22 protein-coding genes are annotated in these 18,947 nt (G+C 69.0%); 3 read left to right on the top strand and 19 right to left on the bottom strand.

The genetic code is table 11. The features are described 5' to 3' along the window. Positions 1-43: 43 nt before the first annotated feature. The 15 genes from nuoK to IEZ08_RS23005 all read right to left on the bottom strand — a co-directional run bounded on the left by nuoK (position 44) and on the right by IEZ08_RS23005 (position 13,830). Positions 44-340 (bottom strand): NADH-quinone oxidoreductase subunit NuoK, encoded by a 297-nt coding sequence (gene nuoK / locus IEZ08_RS23075; RefSeq protein WP_068920780.1) that lies wholly within the window; start codon positions 338-340, stop codon positions 44-46. After that, complete coding sequence (locus IEZ08_RS23070) at positions 337-1,242, bottom strand: NADH-quinone oxidoreductase subunit J (protein ID WP_068920779.1); 906 nt, start codon at positions 1,240-1,242, stop codon at positions 337-339. The genes nuoK and IEZ08_RS23070 overlap by 4 nt, the downstream gene beginning before the upstream one ends. After that, positions 1,235-1,750, bottom strand: a complete 516-nt coding sequence (nuoI, locus tag IEZ08_RS23065; protein ID WP_084780859.1) for an NADH-quinone oxidoreductase subunit NuoI — start codon at positions 1,748-1,750, stop codon at positions 1,235-1,237. The genes IEZ08_RS23070 and nuoI overlap by 8 nt, the downstream gene beginning before the upstream one ends. Beyond that, the gene (gene nuoH / locus IEZ08_RS23060; RefSeq protein ID WP_189242868.1) at positions 1,737-3,101 is read right to left on the bottom strand and encodes an NADH-quinone oxidoreductase subunit NuoH; all 1,365 of its coding nucleotides are present in this window, start codon (positions 3,099-3,101) and stop codon (positions 1,737-1,739) included. The genes nuoI and nuoH overlap by 14 nt, the downstream gene beginning before the upstream one ends. After that, on the bottom strand, positions 3,098-5,521 hold the full coding sequence (locus IEZ08_RS23055) for an NADH-quinone oxidoreductase subunit G (protein WP_189242867.1): 2,424 nt from the start codon (positions 5,519-5,521) through the stop codon (positions 3,098-3,100). The genes nuoH and IEZ08_RS23055 overlap by 4 nt, the downstream gene beginning before the upstream one ends. After that, positions 5,518-6,804, bottom strand: a complete 1,287-nt coding sequence (gene nuoF / locus IEZ08_RS23050; RefSeq protein WP_068920777.1) for an NADH-quinone oxidoreductase subunit NuoF — start codon at positions 6,802-6,804, stop codon at positions 5,518-5,520. The genes IEZ08_RS23055 and nuoF overlap by 4 nt, the downstream gene beginning before the upstream one ends. Next, the gene (gene nuoE / locus IEZ08_RS23045; RefSeq protein WP_189242866.1) at positions 6,801-7,604 is read right to left on the bottom strand and encodes an NADH-quinone oxidoreductase subunit NuoE; all 804 of its coding nucleotides are present in this window, start codon (positions 7,602-7,604) and stop codon (positions 6,801-6,803) included. The genes nuoF and nuoE overlap by 4 nt, the downstream gene beginning before the upstream one ends. Beyond that, positions 7,601-8,926, bottom strand: coding sequence for an NADH-quinone oxidoreductase subunit D (locus IEZ08_RS23040; protein WP_068920776.1), 1,326 nt, complete (start codon positions 8,924-8,926; stop codon positions 7,601-7,603). Before IEZ08_RS23040 ends, nuoE begins: the two co-directional genes overlap by 4 nt. Positions 8,927-8,990: 64 nt before the next feature. Beyond that, positions 8,991-9,689: an NADH-quinone oxidoreductase subunit C gene (locus IEZ08_RS23035; protein ID WP_373294377.1), complete on the bottom strand. Its 699-nt coding sequence runs from the start codon at positions 9,687-9,689 to the stop codon at positions 8,991-8,993. Further along, complete coding sequence (locus IEZ08_RS23030; RefSeq protein ID WP_068920774.1) at positions 9,686-10,237, bottom strand: NuoB/complex I 20 kDa subunit family protein; 552 nt, start codon at positions 10,235-10,237, stop codon at positions 9,686-9,688. Before IEZ08_RS23030 ends, IEZ08_RS23035 begins: the two co-directional genes overlap by 4 nt. Positions 10,238-10,241: 4 nt before the next feature. Next, on the bottom strand, positions 10,242-10,601 hold the full coding sequence (locus IEZ08_RS23025) for an NADH-quinone oxidoreductase subunit A (RefSeq protein WP_068920773.1): 360 nt from the start codon (positions 10,599-10,601) through the stop codon (positions 10,242-10,244). A 121-nt stretch (positions 10,602-10,722) separates the two neighbouring features. Further along, positions 10,723-12,000 carry a geranylgeranyl reductase family protein gene (locus IEZ08_RS23020; RefSeq protein WP_068920772.1) on the bottom strand — a complete coding sequence of 426 codons (1,278 nt, stop codon included), beginning with the start codon at positions 11,998-12,000 and terminating at the stop codon, positions 10,723-10,725. 261 nt (positions 12,001-12,261) lie between these two features. Continuing rightward, on the bottom strand, positions 12,262-12,468 hold the full coding sequence (locus IEZ08_RS23015) for a DUF397 domain-containing protein (protein ID WP_189242865.1): 207 nt from the start codon (positions 12,466-12,468) through the stop codon (positions 12,262-12,264). A 179-nt stretch (positions 12,469-12,647) separates the two neighbouring features. Further along, complete coding sequence (locus IEZ08_RS23010) at positions 12,648-12,887, bottom strand: DUF397 domain-containing protein (protein WP_189242864.1); 240 nt, start codon at positions 12,885-12,887, stop codon at positions 12,648-12,650. A 49-nt stretch (positions 12,888-12,936) separates the two neighbouring features. Beyond that, positions 12,937-13,830 carry a helix-turn-helix domain-containing protein gene (locus IEZ08_RS23005; RefSeq protein ID WP_068920771.1) on the bottom strand — a complete coding sequence of 298 codons (894 nt, stop codon included), beginning with the start codon at positions 13,828-13,830 and terminating at the stop codon, positions 12,937-12,939. Between the two features lie 512 nt (positions 13,831-14,342). Here IEZ08_RS23005 and IEZ08_RS23000 point away from each other — a divergent pair. Further along, on the top strand, positions 14,343-14,855 hold the full coding sequence (locus tag IEZ08_RS23000; RefSeq protein ID WP_141703517.1) for a hypothetical protein: 513 nt from the start codon (positions 14,343-14,345) through the stop codon (positions 14,853-14,855). A 52-nt stretch (positions 14,856-14,907) separates the two neighbouring features. On the opposite strand, the gene IEZ08_RS22995 is transcribed toward IEZ08_RS23000, so the two are convergent. Then, the gene (locus IEZ08_RS22995; RefSeq protein WP_068920769.1) at positions 14,908-15,636 is read right to left on the bottom strand and encodes a demethylmenaquinone methyltransferase; all 729 of its coding nucleotides are present in this window, start codon (positions 15,634-15,636) and stop codon (positions 14,908-14,910) included. A 77-nt stretch (positions 15,637-15,713) separates the two neighbouring features. On the opposite strand from IEZ08_RS22995, the gene IEZ08_RS22990 reads away from it, so the two are divergent. After that, the gene (locus tag IEZ08_RS22990; protein ID WP_189242863.1) at positions 15,714-16,964 is read left to right on the top strand and encodes a hypothetical protein; all 1,251 of its coding nucleotides are present in this window, start codon (positions 15,714-15,716) and stop codon (positions 16,962-16,964) included. Here the strand turns inward: IEZ08_RS22990 and IEZ08_RS22985 are convergent, their stop codons facing one another. After that, positions 16,965-17,162 (bottom strand): DUF4229 domain-containing protein, encoded by a 198-nt coding sequence (locus IEZ08_RS22985; RefSeq protein ID WP_068920767.1) that lies wholly within the window; start codon positions 17,160-17,162, stop codon positions 16,965-16,967. 260 nt (positions 17,163-17,422) lie between these two features. Here IEZ08_RS22985 and IEZ08_RS22980 point away from each other — a divergent pair, with 260 nt between their 5' ends. Beyond that, positions 17,423-17,662 carry a BldC family transcriptional regulator gene (locus IEZ08_RS22980; RefSeq protein ID WP_012887349.1) on the top strand — a complete coding sequence of 80 codons (240 nt, stop codon included), beginning with the start codon at positions 17,423-17,425 and terminating at the stop codon, positions 17,660-17,662. A gap of 122 nt (positions 17,663-17,784) precedes the next feature. Here IEZ08_RS22980 and IEZ08_RS22975 read toward each other — a convergent pair whose 3' ends face one another. Together IEZ08_RS22975 and IEZ08_RS22970 are read right to left on the bottom strand one after the other, a co-directional pair. Further along, positions 17,785-18,024: a hypothetical protein gene (locus tag IEZ08_RS22975; RefSeq protein ID WP_068920766.1), complete on the bottom strand. Its 240-nt coding sequence runs from the start codon at positions 18,022-18,024 to the stop codon at positions 17,785-17,787. A 10-nt stretch (positions 18,025-18,034) separates the two neighbouring features. Further along, positions 18,035-18,793: a hypothetical protein gene (locus IEZ08_RS22970; protein WP_229803430.1), complete on the bottom strand. Its 759-nt coding sequence runs from the start codon at positions 18,791-18,793 to the stop codon at positions 18,035-18,037. Positions 18,794-18,947 lie beyond the last annotated feature (154 nt).

Genomic DNA, 18,947 nt, shown 5'->3' with positions numbered 1-18,947 from the left:
GAGTGCGGGACGATCTCAGCAGGAGATTGCACCTGGCACCCCTTTAGTACTTCAGCAGGTTGGCGTTGTCCACGGACGCCGACCTGCGGGTTCGGAAGATCATCACGATGATGGCGAGGCCGATCACGACCTCCGCAGCGGCCACCACCATCACGAAGAACGCGATGAGCTGGCCGTCCAGGTTGCCGTGCTGCCGGGCGAAGGTGACGAACGCCAGGTTGCAGGCGTTGAGCATGAGCTCCACGCACATGAAGACCACGATCGCGTTGCGCCGGATCAGGACGCCGGCACCGCCGATCGCGAACAGCAGCGCGGAGAGCACCAGGTAGTGGGTGGTCACTTGCCGTCCTCCTCCTGAGGCGCGTTCTCCTTGCCGGATGCGACCCCGGCCTGCGGCGCGCCCTCACCCTGGAGTTCGCCCTCGTCCTGGAGCGCGTCCTTCACCTGGATGGGCGTGTCGCCCGCGACCGGCTCGGCGTCCCGGGCCGCGTCCTTCTCCAGGACCTGCTTGATGAGCGCGGCCTTCTCCGGGTCGGTCGGCGCGTAGCCCTCCTCCATCTCGTGCCGGGCGAGCACCCGGTTGATGGAGGTGGCGGCGACCGAGCCGTCCGGCAGCAGGGCCGGCATGTCGATGGCGTTGTGCAGGGCGTAGGTACCCGGGCCGGGCAGCGGCGAGGGCTGCGGGCCGGCGAAGCGGGTGCGGGCCAGGTCCCGCTGGGTGGCCTTGGGCCGGACCCGCTCGCGGTGGGCCAGCACCATCGCGCCCAGCGCCGCGGTGATCAGCAGGGCCGAGGTGACCTCGAAGGCGAACACGTGCCGGGTGAAGATCTCCGCGGCCAGCGCGGGGACGTTGCCGTCCCGGCCGCTCACCACCCGGCCCAGGCCCGCCGCCGGGCTGAAGGCCACGTTGCCGATGGCCAGGGCCAGCAGAACCGCGAAGCCGAGGCCCGCCACGATCGCCCAGAAGCGCTGCCCCCTGATCGTCTCCACCAGGGAGTCCGCGGAGTCCACGCCGACGAGCATGAGCACGAACAGGAAGAGCATCATGACGGCGCCGGTGTAGACGATGATCTGCACCGCGGCGAGGAAGGGCGCGTCCTGGACCGCGTAGAGCACGGCCAGGGAGAGCATGACCACGCCCAGCATGAGCGCGGAGTAGACCGCCTTGCGGCTGAAGACGAGTCCGAGCGCCGCGGCCACGGAAACGACCGCCAGCACCCAGAACGTGATGGTCTCACCCATTGTTGCGTCCCAGCCGGTAGTAGTCCTCTTCGGTCTCACCGAGCCGCATCGCGTGGGGTGGGGCCTCCATGCCGGGGCCGAGCGGCGCGAGGAGCATCTCCTTGGTGTAGATGAGGCTCTCACGAGTCGAGTCGGCGAGCTCGTATTCGTTGGTCATGGTCAGCGCGCGCGTCGGGCAGGCCTCGATGCACAGGCCGCACAGGATGCACCGCAGATAGTTGATCTGGTAGGTGCGCCCGTAGCGCTCACCCGGGGAGTAGCGCTCCGTCTCGGTGTTGTCCGCGCCCTCCACGTAGATCGCGTCGGCCGGGCACGCCCAGGCGCACAGCTCGCAGCCGACGCACTTCTCCAGGCCGTCGGGCCAGCGGTTGAGCTGGTGCCGGCCGTGGAAACGCGGGGCCGTGGGCCGCTTCTCCTCGGGGTAGTTGACCGTCTCGACCTTCTTGAACATCGTGTGGAAGGTCACGCCGAACCCCTTGACGGGGTTGAGCCAATCAGTTAGTCCCACTGGGAACCTCCTTGCGCGCCACCCCGTGGTAGTGCGGCAGGTCGAGTGGCGGCACCGGGAAGCCGCCGGCGGTCGGTTCGGCCTGGAGCTGCTCGAACTCGGCGTCGACCTGCGCGGCCTTGGCCTCTCTGCGCCGCTGCAGAGTGGTGTCGAAGCGCAGCCAGATCGCCAGGGCGCCGGCGAGGATGACGGCCCCCAGGACCAGGACGAGGGTCCGGTCGACGTTGTCCAGCCGCATGGCGCGCATGGTGGCGACCAGCAGGATCCAGGCCAGGTTGAGCGGGATCAGGATCTTCCAGCCGAGGGCCATGAGCTGGTCGTAGCGGACGCGCGGCAGCGAGGCGCGGGCCCAGATGAAGAAGGCGAAGACGAGCACCATCTTCAGGAAGAACCACAGCAGCGGCCAGTAGCCGGTGTTCGCCCCGTCCCACATGGAGATCGGCCACGGGGCCCGCCAGCCGCCCATGAACAGGGTGATCGACACCGCCGAGACGACGAAGACGTTGACGTACTCGGCGAGCATGATGACCGCGAACTTCAGCGAGTTGGAGTACTCGGTCTGGAAGCCGCCGACCAGCTCGCCCTCGCCCTCGGGCAGGTCGAAGGGGACCCGGTTGGTCTCGCCCAGCATCGTGATGACGTAGATCGCGAAGGACGGGATCAGCAGGATCATGTACCAGGAGGGCAGCGGGATGTCCACGCCGCCCAGCGCGAACGAGCCGCCGTTCGCCTGCGCGGCGACGATACCCGAGGTGGACAGCGTGCCCGCGAACAGGAACACGCCCACGAACGACAGGCCCATCGCGATCTCGTAGGAGACCACCTGCGCGCTGGCGCGCAGACCGCCCAGCATCGCGTACGGCGAGCGGGAGCCCCACCCGGCCAGCACGATGCCGTAGACGCCGATGGAGGCCATCGCCAGCACCAGCAGCACCGCGACCGGCAGGTCGGTCAGCTGCAGCGGCGTCTCGACGCCGAACATGTTGACCTTCGGTCCCATCGGGATCACCGAGAAGGCCAGGAAGGCGGGGACCGCGAGCACGACCGGGGCGATGAAGTAGATCACCTTGTCCACGGTCCGCGGCATCAGGTCTTCCTTCAGACCCATCTTCAGGCCGTCGGCCACCGACTGGAGCAGGCCGAACTTTCCGGCCCGGTTGGGGCCGTACCGGTTCTGCATGCGGGAGATGAGCTTGCGCTCGAACCACACGCCGAACAGGACGCCCAGCATCAGGACGACGAAGATGACGACGGACTTGAGGATCACGATCCCGATCGGGTCGTTCCCGAAGTCGTCCAGGGTCGGATCAGCGGCCGGGGCCGCGAGCAGGGTCATGCTCATGAGGCTCATGAGGCGCTCCCGATCTTGACGAGGTCACCGGCGGCGGCGCGCAGGTCGCGGGTCACCGAGCAGCCGCCGGAGTTGGCCGGCAGCCACACCACCCGGTCGGGCAGGTCGGCGATGCGCACCGGCAGGCTCAGCGAGCCCCGCGCGGCGGTGATGGTGATCTTGTCGCCGTCGGCGACCCCCGCCTCGGCCGCGGTGGCCGGGGACAGCAGCGCCTCGGCCGCGCGCGCGGTGCCCGCGAGGTACGGCTCGCCCGCCTGCAGGCGGCCGTCGTCGAGCAGCTGGTGCCAGGTGGCGAGGAGGGCCTCACCGGCCTGCGGCGCGGTGCCCTGCCGGAAGGTCACGCGGGGAGCTTCGACCCTGGCGCCCCGCCACGCGCCGATCGAGCCGAGCTCGCGGCGGGCGGCGGCCGGGTCCGGCAGACCCAGGTGCACGTCCATGTGGTCGGCGATCGAGGAGATCACCCGCAGGTCGCTCATCACGCCGGGGACGCCCAGGGCCGCCTCGAAGGTACGGCCGCGGCCCTCCCAGTTGACGAACGTGCCCGACTTCTCCGACGCCGCGGCGACCGGCAGCACCACGTCGGCGCGGTCGGTGACCGCGCTGGCGCGCTGCTCCAGGCTGACGATGAACGGAGTGTTCTCCAGGGCTTCCAGGGCGGCCTGGGGGTCGGGCAGGTCGTAGGGGTCGACACCGGCGACGAGGAGGGCGTCGACGTCCTCGTGCAGCGCCGCCGCCAGGATGGCGGAGGTGTCGCGGCCCGGGGTCTCCGGGAGCGAGGCGACGTTCCACGCCCGGGCCACCTCGGCGCGGGCGGCCTCGTCGGCGACCGGACGGCCGATCGGCAGGAGGTTCGGAAGCGCCCCGGCCTCGACGGCGCCGCGCTCGCCGGCGCGGCGCGGGACCCAGGCGAACCGGGCGCCGCTCGCCTCGACCAGCTTGACCAGCGCGGACAGCGCGCCCGGGGAGGTGGCGAGCCGCTCACCGGCGAGGATGATCGCGCCGGACTGCCTGACCGCCTCGGCGGCCGGAGAGCCGCCGGAGATCAGGTCCTCCAGGACCTCGGCCTCGGCGCCGGGCGCCGCCGGGATGAGCGTGCCGCCCATCTTGGCCAGGGAAAGGGTGGTGAACGGCGCGACCGAGAAGACCTTCAGCCCCTTCTTCCGCCACGCCTTGCGCAGCCGGAGGAAGACGATCGGCGACTCCTCCTCGGGCTCGAAGCCCACCAGGAACACCGCCGGGGCCGCCTCCAGGTCGCGGTAGCGGACCTCGATGCCCCTGCCCGCGACGGCGTGCGCGAGGAACTGCGTCTCCTCCGCGGAGTGGGGCCGGGACCGGAAGTCGACGTCGTTGGTCGCCAGGGCGATCCGGGCGAACTTGGCGTAGCCGTACGCCTCCTCGACGGTGACCCGGCCGCCGACCAGCACGCCCGCGCGCCCGCGGGCCGCCGCCAGGCCCCTGGCTGCGACCGCGAGCGCCTCGGGCCAGGAGGCCGGGACCAGGCGGCCCTCCTCGTCACGGATGAGCGGGGTCTTCAGCCGGTCGGGCTGGGTGGCGTAGGTGAAGGCCCAGCGCCCCTTGTCGCAGTTCCACTCCTCGTTGACCTCGGGGTCGTCCCCGGCCAGGCGGCGGGTGACCCGGCCGCGGCGGTGGTCGGTGCGCAGGGAGCAGCCGCTGGCGCAGTGCTCGCAGGCGGACGGCGTGGAGACCAGGTCGAACGGGCGGGCCTGGAACCGGTAGGCGGCGCCGGTCAGCGCGCCCACCGGGCAGATCTGGATGGTGTTGCCCGAGTAGTAGGACTCGAACGGCGCGCCGTCGGCGGTGCCGACCTGCTCCTTGGCCCCGCGCTCGAAGAACTCGATGAGCGGGTCGCCGGCGATCTCGTCGGCGAAGCGCAGGCAGCGCGCGCACTGCACGCAGCGCTCGCGGTCCAGCAGCACCTGGGTGGAGAGCGGGACCGGCTTGGCGAAGACGCGCTTCTTCTCCTGGAAGCGGCTCTCGCCCTGGCCGTTGGACATGGCCTGGTTCTGCAGCGGGCACTCACCGCCCTTGTCGCAGACCGGGCAGTCGAGCGGGTGGTTCATGAGCAGCAGCTCCATGACACCGCGCTGCGCCTTCTCCGCGACCGGGGAGGTGAGCTGCGTCTGCACCACCATGCCGGGGGCCACCTCGATGGCGCAGGAGGGCTGCGGCTTCGGGAAGCCGCGGCCGTTGCCCGCGTCCGGGATCTCCACCAGGCACTGGCGGCAGTTGGCGGCCGGATCCAGCAGCGGGTGGTCGCAGAAGCGCGGGATCTGGATGCCGAGCAGCTCCGCCGCCCGGATGATCAGGGTCCCCTTGGGGACGCTCACCTGGAACCCGTCGATGGTGAGGGTCACCAGGTCCACCGGCGCCTGCGCCGGGGTGGTCGCTTCAACCGTCATGCGTTCCCCCACACCGTGGACGGAGCGTGATCGAACGGGCAGCCGCCGATCTCGAAGTGCTTGAGGTACTCGTCGCGGAAGTACTTCACCGACGAGTGGATGGGGCTGGTGGCGCCGTCGCCCAGGGCGCAGAAGGAGCGGCCCAGGATGTTGTCGGCGATGTCGGTGATCGTGGTCAGGTCGTCCTCGGTGCCCTGGCCCTTCTCCAGCCTGATGAGCACCTGCTTGAGCCAGTAGGTGCCCTCCCGGCAGGGAGTGCACTTGCCGCAGGACTCGTGCGCGTAGAACTCGGTCCAGCGCATCACCGCGCGCACCACGCAGGTCGTCTCGTCGAAGATCTGCAGAGCCCGGGTGCCGAGCATGGACCCCTTCGCGCCGACCGACTCGAAGTCGAGCGGCACGTCCAGGTGCTCGTCGGTGAAGATCGGCGTGCTCGACCCTCCGGGGGTCCAGAACTTCAGCCGGTGGCCCGCGCGGATGCCGCCCGCCATGTCGAGGAGTTCGCGCAGCGTGATGCCGAGCGGAGCCTCGTACTGGCCGGGACGGGTGACGTGGCCGGAGAGCGAGAAGATGCCGAACCCGGTCGACTTCTCCGTGCCCATGCCCGCGAACCAGTCGGCCCCGTTGGCGATGATCGAGGGAACACTGGCGATCGACTCGACGTTGTTGATCACAGTGGGGCAGGCGTAGAGGCCCGCCACCGCCGGGAACGGAGGCTTGAGACGGGGTTGGCCGCGATAACCCTCCAGCGAGTCGAGGAGAGCCGTCTCCTCTCCGCAGATGTAGGCGCCCGCGCCCGCGTGCACGACCAGCTCCAGGTCGTAGCCGCTGCCGAAGATGTCCTTGCCGAGATAGCCGGCCTCGTAGGCCTCGCGGACCGCCGCGTGCAGGCGGCGGATGACGTGCAGGACCTCGCCGCGCACGTAGATGAAGGCCTGGTTCGCCCGGATGGCGTAGGACGTGATGATCACGCCTTCCACCAGCGAGTGCGGGTTGGCCATCATCAGCGGGATGTCCTTGCACGTGCCCGGCTCGGACTCGTCGGCGTTGACCACCAGGTAGTGCGGCTTGCCGTCGCCCTGCGGGATGAAGCCCCACTTCATGCCGGTGGGGAAGCCCGCGCCGCCGCGACCGCGCAGGCCGGAGTCCTTGACCGCCTGGATGACGGCGTCCTGGTCCATGCCCAGCGCCTTCTTGGCAGCCTTGTACTCCCCGTAGCCGTTCAGGGTGAAGGAGTCGGGCCGGTCCCAGTTCGCGGTGAGGACCGGGGTGAGAGTCGTCATGCCTCGGGGGCCTTCCATCCGTTGGCCTGGGCGATCTTCAGGCCCTCCAGGGAGGCGCCGGCCGCCGAGGGGCCGTCACCGGCCAGATCGTCGGGCAGACCGGCCAGCACTCTGGAGGCTTCCTTGAAGGTGCAGAGCTTCTTCGGACCGCGGGTCGGCGAGACGTCCTTGCCGGCGCGCAGGTCGTCGACGAGCTGCTTGGCGGAGGCGGGCGTCTGGTTGTCGAAGAACTCCCAGTTGACCATCATCACCGGCGCGAAGTCGCAGGCGGCGTTGCACTCCAGCCGCTCCAGCGAGATCCTGCCGTCCGGGGTCGCCTCGTCGTGGCCGACGCCGACGTGCTCGGAGAGCTCGTCCCAGATCTGGTCGCCGCCCATGATCGCGCACAGCGTGTTGACGCACACGCCGACGTGGTAGTCGCCCATCGGCCTGCGCTTGTACATCGTGTAGAAGGTGGACACGCCCACCACCTCGGCCTTGGTCAGGCCGAGCATCTCGGCGCAGAACTCCTGGCCGGCGTCGGAGACGTAGCCGTCCTCCGACTGCACCAGGTGCAGCAGGGGCAGCAGCGCCGAGCGCGTCCTCGGATAGCGGGAGATGATCTCCTTGGCGTCCTGCTCCAGACGCGCGCGGACCTCCGGCGAGTAGGACCCGCCCGCGGTGGCCAGGCGCCCTTCCTCGCCGGGGCTCACGACCGCGACCCCCTCCTCGGCGGGGTTGAGGGTCACGCTCCCCTCGTGGCTGGAGAAGTCCGAGCTCGAAAAGCCCGTGCCGCCCTTCGGCTCATTGCTCGCGTTCATCGGTCCACGCCTCCCATGACCGGGTCGATCGAGGCCACGGCGGAGATGACGTCGGCGACCATGCCGCCCTCACACGTCGCCGGTACGGCCTGCAGGTTCGTGAAGGACGGGTCGCGGAAGTGCACGCGGTACGGCTTGGTGCCGCCGTCGCTGACCACGTGGGCGCCGAGCTCGCCGCGGGGGCCCTCGACGCTCGCGTACGCCTGACCGGCCGGGACCCGGAAGCCCTCGGTCACCAGCTTGAAGTGGTGGATCAGCGCTTCCATCGAGCTGCCCATGATGTGCGCGATGTGGTCGGGCGAGTTGCCGTAGCCGTCGGGGCCGAGCGCGAGCTGCGCGGGCCAGCCGATCTTCTTGTCGTCCACCATCACGCGCTGGCCCTTGAGCGGGCCGGCCAGCCGGTCCAGAGCCTGCTCAATGATCTTGAGCGACTCCTCCATCTCGGTCATCCGGACCAGGTAGCGGCCGTAGACGTCGGCCGTCTTCTGGGTCGCGACCTCGAAGTCGTAGGTCTCGTACCCGCAGTACGGCTGCGACTTGCGCAGGTCCCACGGCAGACCCGCGGCCCGCAGCATCGGACCGGTGACGCCCAGCGCCATGCACCCGGTCAGGTCGAGGTAGGCGACGTCCTTGGTGCGGGCCAGGTAGACCGGGTTCGCGTCGAGCAGCTTGCGCATGTCCTTGATGCGCTTGGGCATCTCCTTGAGCAGCTCGGCGACCTTGTCCACGGCGCCGGCCGGCAGGTCGACGGCGACGCCGCCGGGCCTGACGTAGGCCATGTTCATCCGCAGGCCGGTGATGTACTCCATCACGTCCAGCACCATCTCGCGCTCGCGGGTCCCGAAGAGGAACGGCGTGGTCGCGCCCAGCTCCATGCCGAAGGTGCCGATGGCCACCATGTGCGAGGAGATGCGGGTCAGCTCCATCATCATCACCCGGATGGCCTGCGCCCGCTCGGGGATCTGCTCGGTGATGCCCAGCAGCTTCTCCACGGCCATGCAGTAGACGGTCTCGTTGAAGATCGGCGAGAGGTAGTCCATGCGGGTGACCAGCGTGGTCCCCTGGGTCCAGGTGCGGTACTCGCAGGTCTTCTCGATGCCGGTGTGCAGGTAGCCGATGGCCGTCCGGGCCTCGGTGACCGTCTCGCCGTCGAGGTTCAGGATCAGGCGGAGCACACCGTGCGTGGACGGGTGCTGCGGGCCCATGTTGACGACGAGCTGCTCGTCCTGCTGCCCGCTGAGCGTGGCGACCAGTTCGGTCCAGTCGTTGCCCGAGACGGTGTACACCTTGCCCTCGGTGGCCTCCTCGTAAGGAGCACTCACGAGCTCTCCTCCGTCGCACTCGTTCGTGAACTGCTGCGCTTATCGGCTCGCTCGCTTCGCTCGCTCACTTGTACGACCTCCTCTGGTCGGGCGGGGGGATCTGGGCGCCGCGGTAGTCGACCGGGATGCCGCCGAGCGGGTAGTCCTTGCGCTGCGGGTGGCCGTCCCAGTCGTCCGGCATCATGATGCGGGTCAGCGCCGGGTGGCCGTCGAAGACGATCCCGAAGAAGTCCCAGGTCTCCCGCTCGTGCCAGTCGTGCGTCGGGTAGATCGACACGGTCGACGGGATGTGCGGGTCGGCGTCCGGGCAGGACACCTCGACGCGCAGCCGCCGGTTGTGCGTGATCGAGCACAGGTGGTAGACCGCGTGCAGCTCCTCGCCCTCCAGGTGGGGGTAGTGCACGCCGGAGACGCCCAGCGAGAGCTCGAAGCGCAGGGCGGGGTCGTCGCGCAGGTGCCGCATGACCTCGGTCAGGCGCTCGCGCCTGACGTGGAAGGTCAGCTCGCCCCGGTCCACGACCACGCGCTCGACCGCGTCGGCCAGGTCGCCGCCGAGCGCGCGCTCCAGCTCGTCCGCGATGGCGTCGAAGTAGCCGCCGTAGGGGCGGGGGGTCGACAGCCGGGGCGCCCGCCGTACGACCAGGCGTCCGTAGCCGGAGGTGTCGCCGGAGTCCTGGGCGCCGAACATGCCCATCCGGGCGATCGGCTCCTGCGGTACCTCGGGCAGGTTGTCGGGTTCGCCGCTGCTCATCTGGTCGCTCATTTGGCGGTTCCCTGGTCGATCAACGGCAGCGTCCGCAGCGCCTGCAGTTCGAGCTCGTCGATCTGCTTGGCGCGGTGCGCGCCGAACTTCATGTTCTGGATCTTGTCGTGCAGCTTGACGATCGAGTCGATGAGCATCTCGGGCCGCGGCGGGCAGCCCGGCAGGTAGATGTCGACGGGGACGACGTGGTCCACGCCCTGCACGATCGCGTAGTTGTTGAACATGCCTCCGCTGGAGGCGCAGACGCCCATGGCGATGACCCACTTGGGCTCGGCCATCTGGTCGTAGATCTGGCGCAGGACCGGGGCCATCTTCTGGGACAGCCGGCCCGCGACGATCATCAGGTCGGCCTGGCGCGGAGACGCCGAGGCACGCTCCATGCCGAAGCGCGCCAGGTCGTGCTTGGGACCGCCGGTCGACATCAGCTCGATCGCACAGCAGGCCAGACCGAAGGTCGCCGGCCAGACGGAGTTCTTACGCGCCCAGCCGGCCACCTGCTCGACCGTGGTCAGCAGGAAACCACTGGGGAGTTTCTCTTCAAGTCCCATAGTCCTAATCCCAGTCCAGACCCTTGCGGCGCCACACGTACGCGTAGGCGACGAGCACGGTGACGATGAACAGCACCATCTCGACCAGCCCGAACAGCCCGAGCTGGTCGAAGGCGACCGCCCACGGGTAGAGGAAGATGATCTCGATGTCGAACACGATGAAGAGCATCGCGGTGATCATGTACTTCAGCGGGAAACGACCGCCGCCGACCGGCTGGGGGGTGGGCTCGATGCCGCACTCGTAGGCGTCGAGCTTCGCGCGGTTCCAGCGCTTGGGACCGGTGAAGGGTGCGATCGTCACCGAGAAGATCGCGAATCCCGCCGCGAGAACGGCGAGCACCAGGATGGGTGCGTACAGCTCCATCGCTACGCCTCCTCTCCCATCTCCACGCGCGCCGGCGCGTAGCTCGTCACAGTGGTGTGTTTCACAAGTCTAGGCAGGGCGATCATCTCGGCTCGCTCCGGGTTCCACGTGTTTTGTGAGGTCATGCCGGTGGCGCGACCTTGGACAGAGCGTTGATGATCCTGTCGGATGCGTCGCCTCGTCGGTCGGTGAGATTAGCAAGGAGCTTCAACGCGAACCGCATCAGACCGGGATGCGGCAGTGCGTGCCGGGTGGCGAAGTTCATCACGCCGCGTCGTCCGATGAGCTCCACGAAGCCCCGGCCGAGCGTGAAGTATCCGCCGTAGGCGTCCTTCAGGATCTGCGGATAGGCCCGCAGAACCCGCTCCCGCTGGGCCGCGGTGGTCCTGCCCAGCGCCTGCACGATGGTCTCGGCGGCGATGTGGCCGGTCTCCATCGCATACGCGATGCCCTCCCCGTTGAAGGGGTTGATCATCCCTCCCGCGTCACCGACCAGCACGAGCCCGCGCGTGTAGTGCGGCTGGCGGTTGAAGGCCATCGGCAGCGCGGCGCCCCTGATCGGGGCGGTCATGTTCTCCTCGGTGTAGCCCCACTCGGCGGGCATGTTCTTGACCCAACGTTTGAGCAGGTCACGGTAGTCCATGCCCTTGAAGGACTCGCTGGTGTTCAGCAGTCCCAGGCCCACGTTGGAGGTGCCGTCGCCGACCCCGAAGATCCAGCCGTAGCCGGGCAGCAGCTGGTCGCCGTCCCACAGCTCCAGCCAGGTCTCCAGGTAGTCGTCGTCGTGCCGCGGGCTGGTGAAGTAGGTCCGCACGGCCACGCCCATCGGGCGGTCCTCGCGCTTGTGCAGCCCCAGCGCCAGGGACATCCGGGTGGAGTTGCCGTCGGCCGCCACCACCAGCCGGGACCGGTAGGCGACCTCCTCGCCGCCCTTCTTCGCCGTCACGCCGACGACGTGGCCGCTGCGCTCGTCGAGGATCGGGCCGGTGACGTTGACGCCCTGCAGCAGGCGGACCCCGGCGCGCACCGCGTTGGCCGCCAGGATCTCGTCGAAGTCCTGCCGGGTGCGGACCAGGCCGAAGTCGGGGTAGCTGGCCAGCTCCGGCCAGTCCAGCTCGAAACGGAGCCCGCCGCCGACGACCCGCAGGCCCTTGTTCTTGATCCAGCCGGGAGCGTCGATGTCGATGCCCATGGCGATGAGCTGCTTGACCGCACGGGGCGTCAGCCCGTCGCCGCAGACCTTCTCGCGGGGGAACGTGGTCTTCTCGAGCAGCAGGACGGTGAGTCCGGCCTGTGCGAGGTGGAAAGCGGTTGTCGATCCGGCGGGCCCGGCGCCGACGACGATGACGTCGGCGTCAGCCTCAGCGACACTCCGCTGTGGGGCGGCTGGCACGGTCACGGGACCTGTCCTGTCCTACATGATTCGACGGCCTCGGGGTGGGGGCCTCTCGTTCCTTTGTGAAGGACTTCACAAACTTGTCGGCCCGCAGTCTAACGCTTTCCAGGGGCCCGATGTCAGGCGGGTGCGACGATCACATGGATCTTCTCCCCACGTTTCCCTCACACCCCTGCCTTCTGGCCGCTGCCCCGGCCGCGCACAGGAAAACCCGCGAGCCGTATCAGGGCGACTCGCGGGTGGAGACGATCGGGACCCTGGCCCTCAGGAGCCGAACCCATCGCTCCTCACTCGAGCCAGGAACGCTCGCCACTCACTCTGCGTAAAGGCCAGTACCGGCCCGGAGAGATCCTTGGAGTCCCGGACCAGGACCGGCCCGCCCGAGGGCCGGGCGACCTCCACGCATTCGTTGGACACGCTGCTGAGGCTGCTCTTCACCCAGAAGGTGTCGCCTGGATCGAACGAGGTCACGTGGGCTCCACAGACAATCAGGCCGCGGTCCGGCAAGGGTTCGGCAATGATAAAAACCCTTCCGTTGTAGCGGATCCAGCCGTCCGTATCCACGGAACAAGCCACAGACACCGCAACGGATCAGCAACGGATCCGCATGCGGCAGGCCATGAGATGTCGCGCTCAGCCCATTTGTCCCGCTACTTACCGTATGGATCCGATCTGGCCAGTTCGGAGCACCGTGAGGAAGTAGTTCGGAGCACTACGAGGAAGTTACGCCACTCTCCGGCGGAGAAGAGCAGGATCGCCCCTGCTGGATCTTTCGAGTCCCGGGTGGCCACTCGGCCGTCCGGTAGCACGGCGACCTCAACACATTCATTGTTCGCGGTGCTGAGACTGCTCTTACGCCACACGATCTCTATAGAGGCCGCCGACCGCATCGCCCCACCCTGCCCTTGGAAGCAAGGTCGTCTTACCCTTCGGGAAAGGTCATGAATCATTCCCGCCCGGGTCTGCGAGGCGCGCCTCCTCGGCGATGAGAGCCAACGACTCTTCCGGTGACAGGGACTCCTCCACCATCTGCTGGAAGAACATGTCGAACCCGTAAGTCGTCTCCTCCCCCTCCTCGAAGGTCGCGTCCAGAGCGTTCTCCAAATACAGGACGTCACCGTGCAGCCTCCCCAGCCGCTCCCGCTCGGGGAACTTCAGCAACACGAAACTGCTGGGCAGAGAGGGATGATTGACATGGAGCGGGAGAACCCGGATCACCACGTGCGGGAACTCGGCAATCTTCAGGATGTGACGCAGTTGTTGTTGCATGGTCTCCGCGGTGCCGAACCGACGGCGCAAAATCGCCTCGTCGATCAGAGCGGTGAAGCGAAGGGGAGGGTCCTCATCGAGTAGACGCTGCCTCCGCATCCGGACGTGGACCAAGCGGGCCGCCTTGCCCGGAAGCGCCGGAAGGAAGAGGCTCGTCGTCCGCATCGTCGCCCTGGCGTACGCGGCGGTCTGCAACAGCCCGGGGACGACGAGCCCCTGCCAGGTCACCAGCTCGGACGCACCGGCCTCCAGGCCGATATAGGTGGAATACGATTCGGACAGCACGTCCGCGTAATCCTCCCACCAGCCCTTCTCCTCGGATTCGCGCGACAGCTCCAAGAGCAGATCACGCCATTCCTCGGACACCCCGTAGTGGGAGACCAGCGTGGCGACGTCATCTTTCTGAGCTCCGACCTGGGCGTTCTCGATCCGGGAGATCTTGGATGTGGACCATCCCAGGGCTTTGGCCACCTGACCGCCGGTGAGATGGGCATCCTCGCGGAGCCGGCGCAACTCCGCGGCGAGCCTGCGCCGACTGACGGTGGGGCTGACGTCGCGCGCCACTCAGCTCTCCTCACGAACAGTCATCAAGTGGTACCCAAACCGCAAAGTGCGCAACCCTCACTTACAAGGGTGAAACAACTTCCATCGGGCATCTCTTAAGTAATCCCTCCGGGAATTGCATCGAACATCCCGCGGGAACATTCTCAGAGTAGTCCCCCTGACTGACACAAGAGGTGCGCATGGCGGAGAGGGCCCGGAAACCTCAACCCTCGGGAGCGGCACGTCCGCCGCGCAGCCGAGGCCCGCCGGTCCCGACTCGCCCCGAACCTGCCCGCAGACGCGAAAGGGCGGATGGCTGCGACCCATCCGCCCGGAGTCCCGCAGAGCCCCTCACCACATCAGCAGACGGGAACAGGAGCCGTGGAACATGTCCAACGCTACTCCATCACCACAACCCCGCAAGGGGTTACGCGAACGCCTCATCGAGGCGGCGGACCGGAGGGTCCGGGAGAAGGACGCCGACGCCCGCGTCGCCGTGACCGTGAGCGGGACGCCGACCCCGGGAGGTCTCCGTGGCTAGCGAACCGCTCGGATGGTCGGGTCACCCCCGGCGCCACTCCCGGATCCCCCGCACGGCGGGGCCGCTGGCCTGGCTGGGGAGGATCATCCGCTGGCGCGTGGAGCTCGCCGCCGGCTCGGCCGTCACCGCCGCGGTGCCGGTGCTGGCCGAACGCCCCGTCTGGCTCGCCGCCTACCTGCTGCCGCTCGTCGCGGGGGTCGGTTACGCGCCCGCCCGGCGGATGGCCGCGGACCAGCTCCACGCCCTGGTCGTCCGGCACCGTTTCCAGGGGCTGTGCCTGAGGACCTCGCTCCGGACGCCGCAGGGCCGCCTGCCGCTGGTGGCGGGGACGGTCCCGTACGGCGACGGCCGGGTGGAGATGTACCTCTGGTGCAGATCCGGGATGAGCCCCGAACTCTTCGAGGACTACCTCCCCGAGATCAGGGTCGCCTGCTTCGCCACCGGGGCGGCCGTCCGTCCCCATCACCGCTGGGGGCACATCGTCGTCCTGGAGCTCCGGCGGTAGCCGTGCCGGGGACCGGGACCGGCGGGACGACCCGGAGCAACGGCGCTCCGGGTCAGGACGCGGGCTTGCAGGCGCGGTGCAGGGCGACGATGCCGAGCGAGAGGTTGCGCCAGGCGACCTTCCTCCATCCGGCCCGCTGGATGACGCGCGCGAACTCGGCCTGCCCGGGCCACGCCTTGATCGACTCGGCGAGGTACTCGTAGGAGTCGGGGTTGGAGCTGACCATCCTGGCCATGACGGGGATCATGCTGACCAGGTACCGGCTGTAGACGAAGTCGAAAGACTTGACCACCGGCCGGGAGAACTCGCAGACCACCAGGCGCCCGCCGGGCTTGGTCACCCGGAGCATCTCCCGCAGCGCCTGCTCGGTGTCGTTGACGTTGCGGATGGCGAAGGAGATCGTCACCGCGTCGAAGCTGTCGTCGGCGAACGGCAGCCGCAGCGCGTCCCCCGCGACGAAGGTCAGCCCGTTCACGCCCCCGCCGGACAGGCCCGACCCGCCGAGCCGCTCGACCCCGGTCCGGAGCATGCCCAGGGAGAAGTCCGAGGCGATCGCCCGGGCGCCGAGGGCGGTGAACGCCTCCGTCGAGGTGCCGGTGCCCGCGCCCAGGTCGAGCACGAGCTCACCGGGACCCGCGTCGACCGCGGCGGCGGTGGCCTTGCGCCAGAACCGGTCCTGCCCCAGGGACATCAGGTCGTTCATCAGGTCGTAGCGCCGGGCCGTGCGATCGAACATCGAGGCGACCTCGTGCGGTTGCTTGTCCAGCGAAGCGCGCGTCATGGGACAAGCCTATGGCCGCCCGGATAATCCACGGAAAGTAGCCGCGCGATAACCCTGAGTCTGCTAGGACTTGGTGAATGCTTGCCCGAACCGTTCCGATACTGGCGGCGATCGTGCTTCTGGCTCCCGCCGGGATCGCCGTCGCCGGCACCGTCACGCACAGCAGGGTCGTCTCGGCCGACCCGGTGAACACCACTCCGCACGTGCTCGACGGCATCGTCAACGCCATCGCCCTGGTGGGCGGGACGGTGGTGGTCGGCGGCTCGTTCAGCGAGGTGCGCGACGCCGGGAGCACGCAGGTCCTGGAGCGCGACAACATCTTCGCCTACGACCTGGCCACCGGACGGATCCTGCCGGATTTCGCCCCCTATCTCGACGGGCCGGTCAACGCCCTGGCCTCCGGCACCGGCGGCACGGTCTACGCGGGCGGCGCGTTCACCGAGGTGGGCGGGGTCGCGGCCGCGAAGGTGACCCGGCTGCGGCTGTCCGACGGCTCTCCGGTGAGCGGTTTCCGCGCCCAGGCCCACGGCGGCTCGGTCGGCACCATGGCCCGCCGGGGGTCCCAGCTCTACCTGGGGGGCGACTTCACCCACATCGGCCGCACCCCCCGTACGGCCCTCGCCCGGGTGGACGCCGCCACCGGCGCCGTGAGCCCGGATTTCACGATCAGGCCGGGCAGCCCCAGAGGCTCCCGGGTCAAGGTGTATGCGCTGGCGCTCGGCCGGGACCGCCTGGCGGTCGACGGCAACTTCACCACTCTCGACGGGCACTCGCGTCCCCAGCTCGGCCTGATCGACATCACCGCCCCCCGCGCGAAGGTCGCCGGCTGGCGGACCGACGCCTACGCGGCGGCCTGCATGCCCGCCTTCCCCAGTTATGTCAGAGGACTGGACTTCGCCCCCGACGGGAGCTACTTCGTGGTCGTCACCAGCGGTGGGCCCGGCGGGCCGCGGAGGTTGTGCGACAGCGCCGCGCGCTTCGAGACCTATTCCCGGGGCGACACCGCGCCCACCTGGGTGAACTTCACCGGCGGCGACTCGCTCTACTCGGTCGCGGTGACGGGGGCGGCCGTCTACGTGGGCGGGCACCAGCGCTGGCTCGACAACCCCGGCGGATCCGACTCGGCGGGGCCGGGAGCGGTCGAACGGCCGGGCATCGGCGCGATCCATCCGGTCACCGGCAAGGCCCTGGCGTGGAATCCCACGCGAGAACGGGGAATCGGCGTCAAGGCCTTTCTTGCCCATCGAGGAGGGCTACTCGTTGGTAGTGACACAATCCGGCTCGGCCGCGAGTACCATGCCCGGATCGGCATGTTCCCGCTGCCGTGATCACTCCCGATTCCTGGCGATTCGCGCGCTCATCGCGTCACGCTGCTTGGACAGCAGGACATAGCTGGCCACCCCGCTGACGAGGAACGCGCCGACCATCAGGTAGAGGGGGTGGCGCAGGCCGAGAAGGTAAAGAACGCCGGCGCTCACAGCAAGCAGCAGGATCCGGCACAGGGTGTAGACGATGGCGGGATGCACATGTCGAGGCTACGCCACCTCTTTGAGGCGGCGCACGGACGGCGCCGACATGAGCGCTCTTCGCATCTGGCACGAGCACTGCTAGTGTGCCCAACACATCAGTTACGTAAAGAAACACCCACGAGAGTCCCAAAGAGGCTCTATCATATAACAATCGGGCAGTCAGTCGATAACAACCCGTGATCTTTGATGAAAAGCACGGATAAATCAGGCTTCGCTCGGCACACTGGTTACCTGTCCGCCCGCTGGCAGGAAGCGGGATGCGAGGGGGAGAGATTGTGGAGAGTAGCAGCGAGCGTCTGCTGACACCTGGAGAGGTTGCCGCCCTCTTCCGGGTCGACCCAAAGACGGTGACGCGCTGGGCCGCGGCAGGCCGCATCAGCAGCATCCGTACCCCCGGAGGGCACCGTCGCTTCCGCGAGTCGGAAGTGCACGCCCTTCTGCGCGGCGAGGACGTCCTGACGGCCGAACGGCCGGCGGGCGAGTCTCCCCGCGTCTGACACCTACGGCGTCACCCCATCGGTGATCCTGCGCGCCTTACCCGGAAGCCGCAGGGTCACCATGGAGTCACTTCACGCTGTCCTCTGCGCCGTCCAGGCGCCCAGGCGGCGTCCGGCACTCCCTAGCCGTCCTGCTCTGCCTTGAACGCCAGGAACTCCCGTTCCAGCTCGTCGTTCTCCTCGCGCCACCGGCGCCGCCGCTCGGCCATCTCCTCCTCGGTGAGCGCCTCGGGCAGCCAGCGATCGTAGTCCGGATCGCCCGGAGAGAGCTCCACGTAGGCATTGCCGATCAGACGCCCGTCATCGCTGGACAGGCTCTGCGGCACGCGCAGGGTCCCGTCAGCGAGCCGGATGACGTACATCCCAGATCACCTAGATTCCGTAACGCCGGTTGAAGAACAACATGACATCGAGCGCCAGCCGCGTGTCCCCGCTCAGCATGTCCACGAGGGCGGGACGTTGCCTGGAGGCGATGGCCGCGAAGGCGTCGGCGAAGAACTCCTTGCGGCCCAGACCGCCCGACTGCCGGTGGAAGGCCGAGGTCAGCAGGGGGACGCAGCGCTCGTAGAGGGCCGCGAACTCCGGGGAGTCGGAGACCCATCCCTCGTAGGGGGCGTCCACGTCGTCCAGGGCGTGACCGATCTCGTGCATCATCACGTCGGGGGTGGGCGAGGGCCGGTCCCCCACCACGACCTTGCGGTCGCCGTACGCTCCGGCGCAGATGTCCCACGTCGCCCGGCCGGACGGCAGCGGCGCGCCGCGCAGGTAGCCCATGTCGTCCAGGTCGGGCACGCCGCCCGCGCCGACGTAGATGCCGTCGAGCCCGGTGGTCAACATGACCTTCAACCGGTCGGGCAGCCGCGCCAGGCTCTCCACCGCCCGCACGACCTCCGGGGGCGGCGGGCCCTTCCGGACGTCCCACTGCCGGTGCAGGATGCGCTCCAGCGGCCCGCAGTGCCGCAGTCCGTCACCCAGGCCCGGGGCGTCCGGGCTGTTGGGCTGGGCCCGGGGACGCTCGTCGGCCAGCTCGAAGTCCTGCCAGGTGTACTGCGGGCGGTCGACCGGGGGAGCCGCCACCGTCCGCGCCCGCCGCTCGGGATCACGGGAGGCCTCACGCGGAGCCTCCCTCACGGCGCCGTCCACACGGTGCGACGGTCCCCGCTGCCACCAGCGTCGCCGATGGCGCCCTCTGTCGGTGTTCACTGCGCCCCCAGGGAAAGCGGCAACGGGTTACACCGTACGTCGTGGATCTCCGCGCGTCATCCCGAACACCCGTCCCCGACGC

It is taken from the genome of Planobispora rosea, assembly GCF_014648175.1.
GTDB classification, from domain to species: domain Bacteria; phylum Actinomycetota; class Actinomycetes; order Streptosporangiales; family Streptosporangiaceae; genus Planobispora; species Planobispora rosea.
The sequence above is the reverse complement of the archived record's forward strand: the minus strand, read 5'-3'. Positions and strand labels throughout refer to the sequence as shown.

What these genes read in the sequence shown, in the direction of transcription:
- IEZ08_RS23070 (WP_068920779.1), bottom strand. Translation starts at nt 1,242, where the DNA reads ATGGGTGAGACCATCACGTTCTGGGTGCTGGCGGTCGTTTCCGTGGCC.
- nuoH (WP_189242868.1), bottom strand. Translation starts at nt 3,101, where the DNA reads ATGAGCCTCATGAGCATGACCCTGCTCGCGGCCCCGGCCGCTGATCCG.
- IEZ08_RS23055 (WP_189242867.1), bottom strand. Translation starts at nt 5,521, where the DNA reads ATGACGGTTGAAGCGACCACCCCGGCGCAGGCGCCGGTGGACCTGGTG.
- nuoF (WP_068920777.1), bottom strand. Translation starts at nt 6,804, where the DNA reads ATGACGACTCTCACCCCGGTCCTCACCGCGAACTGGGACCGGCCCGAC.
- nuoE (WP_189242866.1), bottom strand. Translation starts at nt 7,604, where the DNA reads ATGAACGCGAGCAATGAGCCGAAGGGCGGCACGGGCTTTTCGAGCTCG.
- IEZ08_RS23035 (WP_373294377.1), bottom strand. Translation starts at nt 9,689, where the DNA reads ATGAGCGACCAGATGAGCAGCGGCGAACCCGACAACCTGCCCGAGGTA.
- IEZ08_RS23030 (WP_068920774.1), bottom strand. Translation starts at nt 10,237, where the DNA reads ATGGGACTTGAAGAGAAACTCCCCAGTGGTTTCCTGCTGACCACGGTC.
- IEZ08_RS23025 (WP_068920773.1), bottom strand. Translation starts at nt 10,601, where the DNA reads ATGGAGCTGTACGCACCCATCCTGGTGCTCGCCGTTCTCGCGGCGGGA.
- IEZ08_RS23010 (WP_189242864.1), bottom strand. Translation starts at nt 12,887, where the DNA reads ATGCGGTCGGCGGCCTCTATAGAGATCGTGTGGCGTAAGAGCAGTCTC.
- IEZ08_RS22995 (WP_068920769.1), bottom strand. Translation starts at nt 15,636, where the DNA reads ATGACGCGCGCTTCGCTGGACAAGCAACCGCACGAGGTCGCCTCGATG.
- IEZ08_RS22990 (WP_189242863.1), top strand. Translation starts at nt 15,714, where the DNA reads ATGCTTGCCCGAACCGTTCCGATACTGGCGGCGATCGTGCTTCTGGCT.
- IEZ08_RS22980 (WP_012887349.1), top strand. Translation starts at nt 17,423, where the DNA reads ATGCGAGGGGGAGAGATTGTGGAGAGTAGCAGCGAGCGTCTGCTGACA.
- IEZ08_RS22975 (WP_068920766.1), bottom strand. Translation starts at nt 18,024, where the DNA reads ATGTACGTCATCCGGCTCGCTGACGGGACCCTGCGCGTGCCGCAGAGC.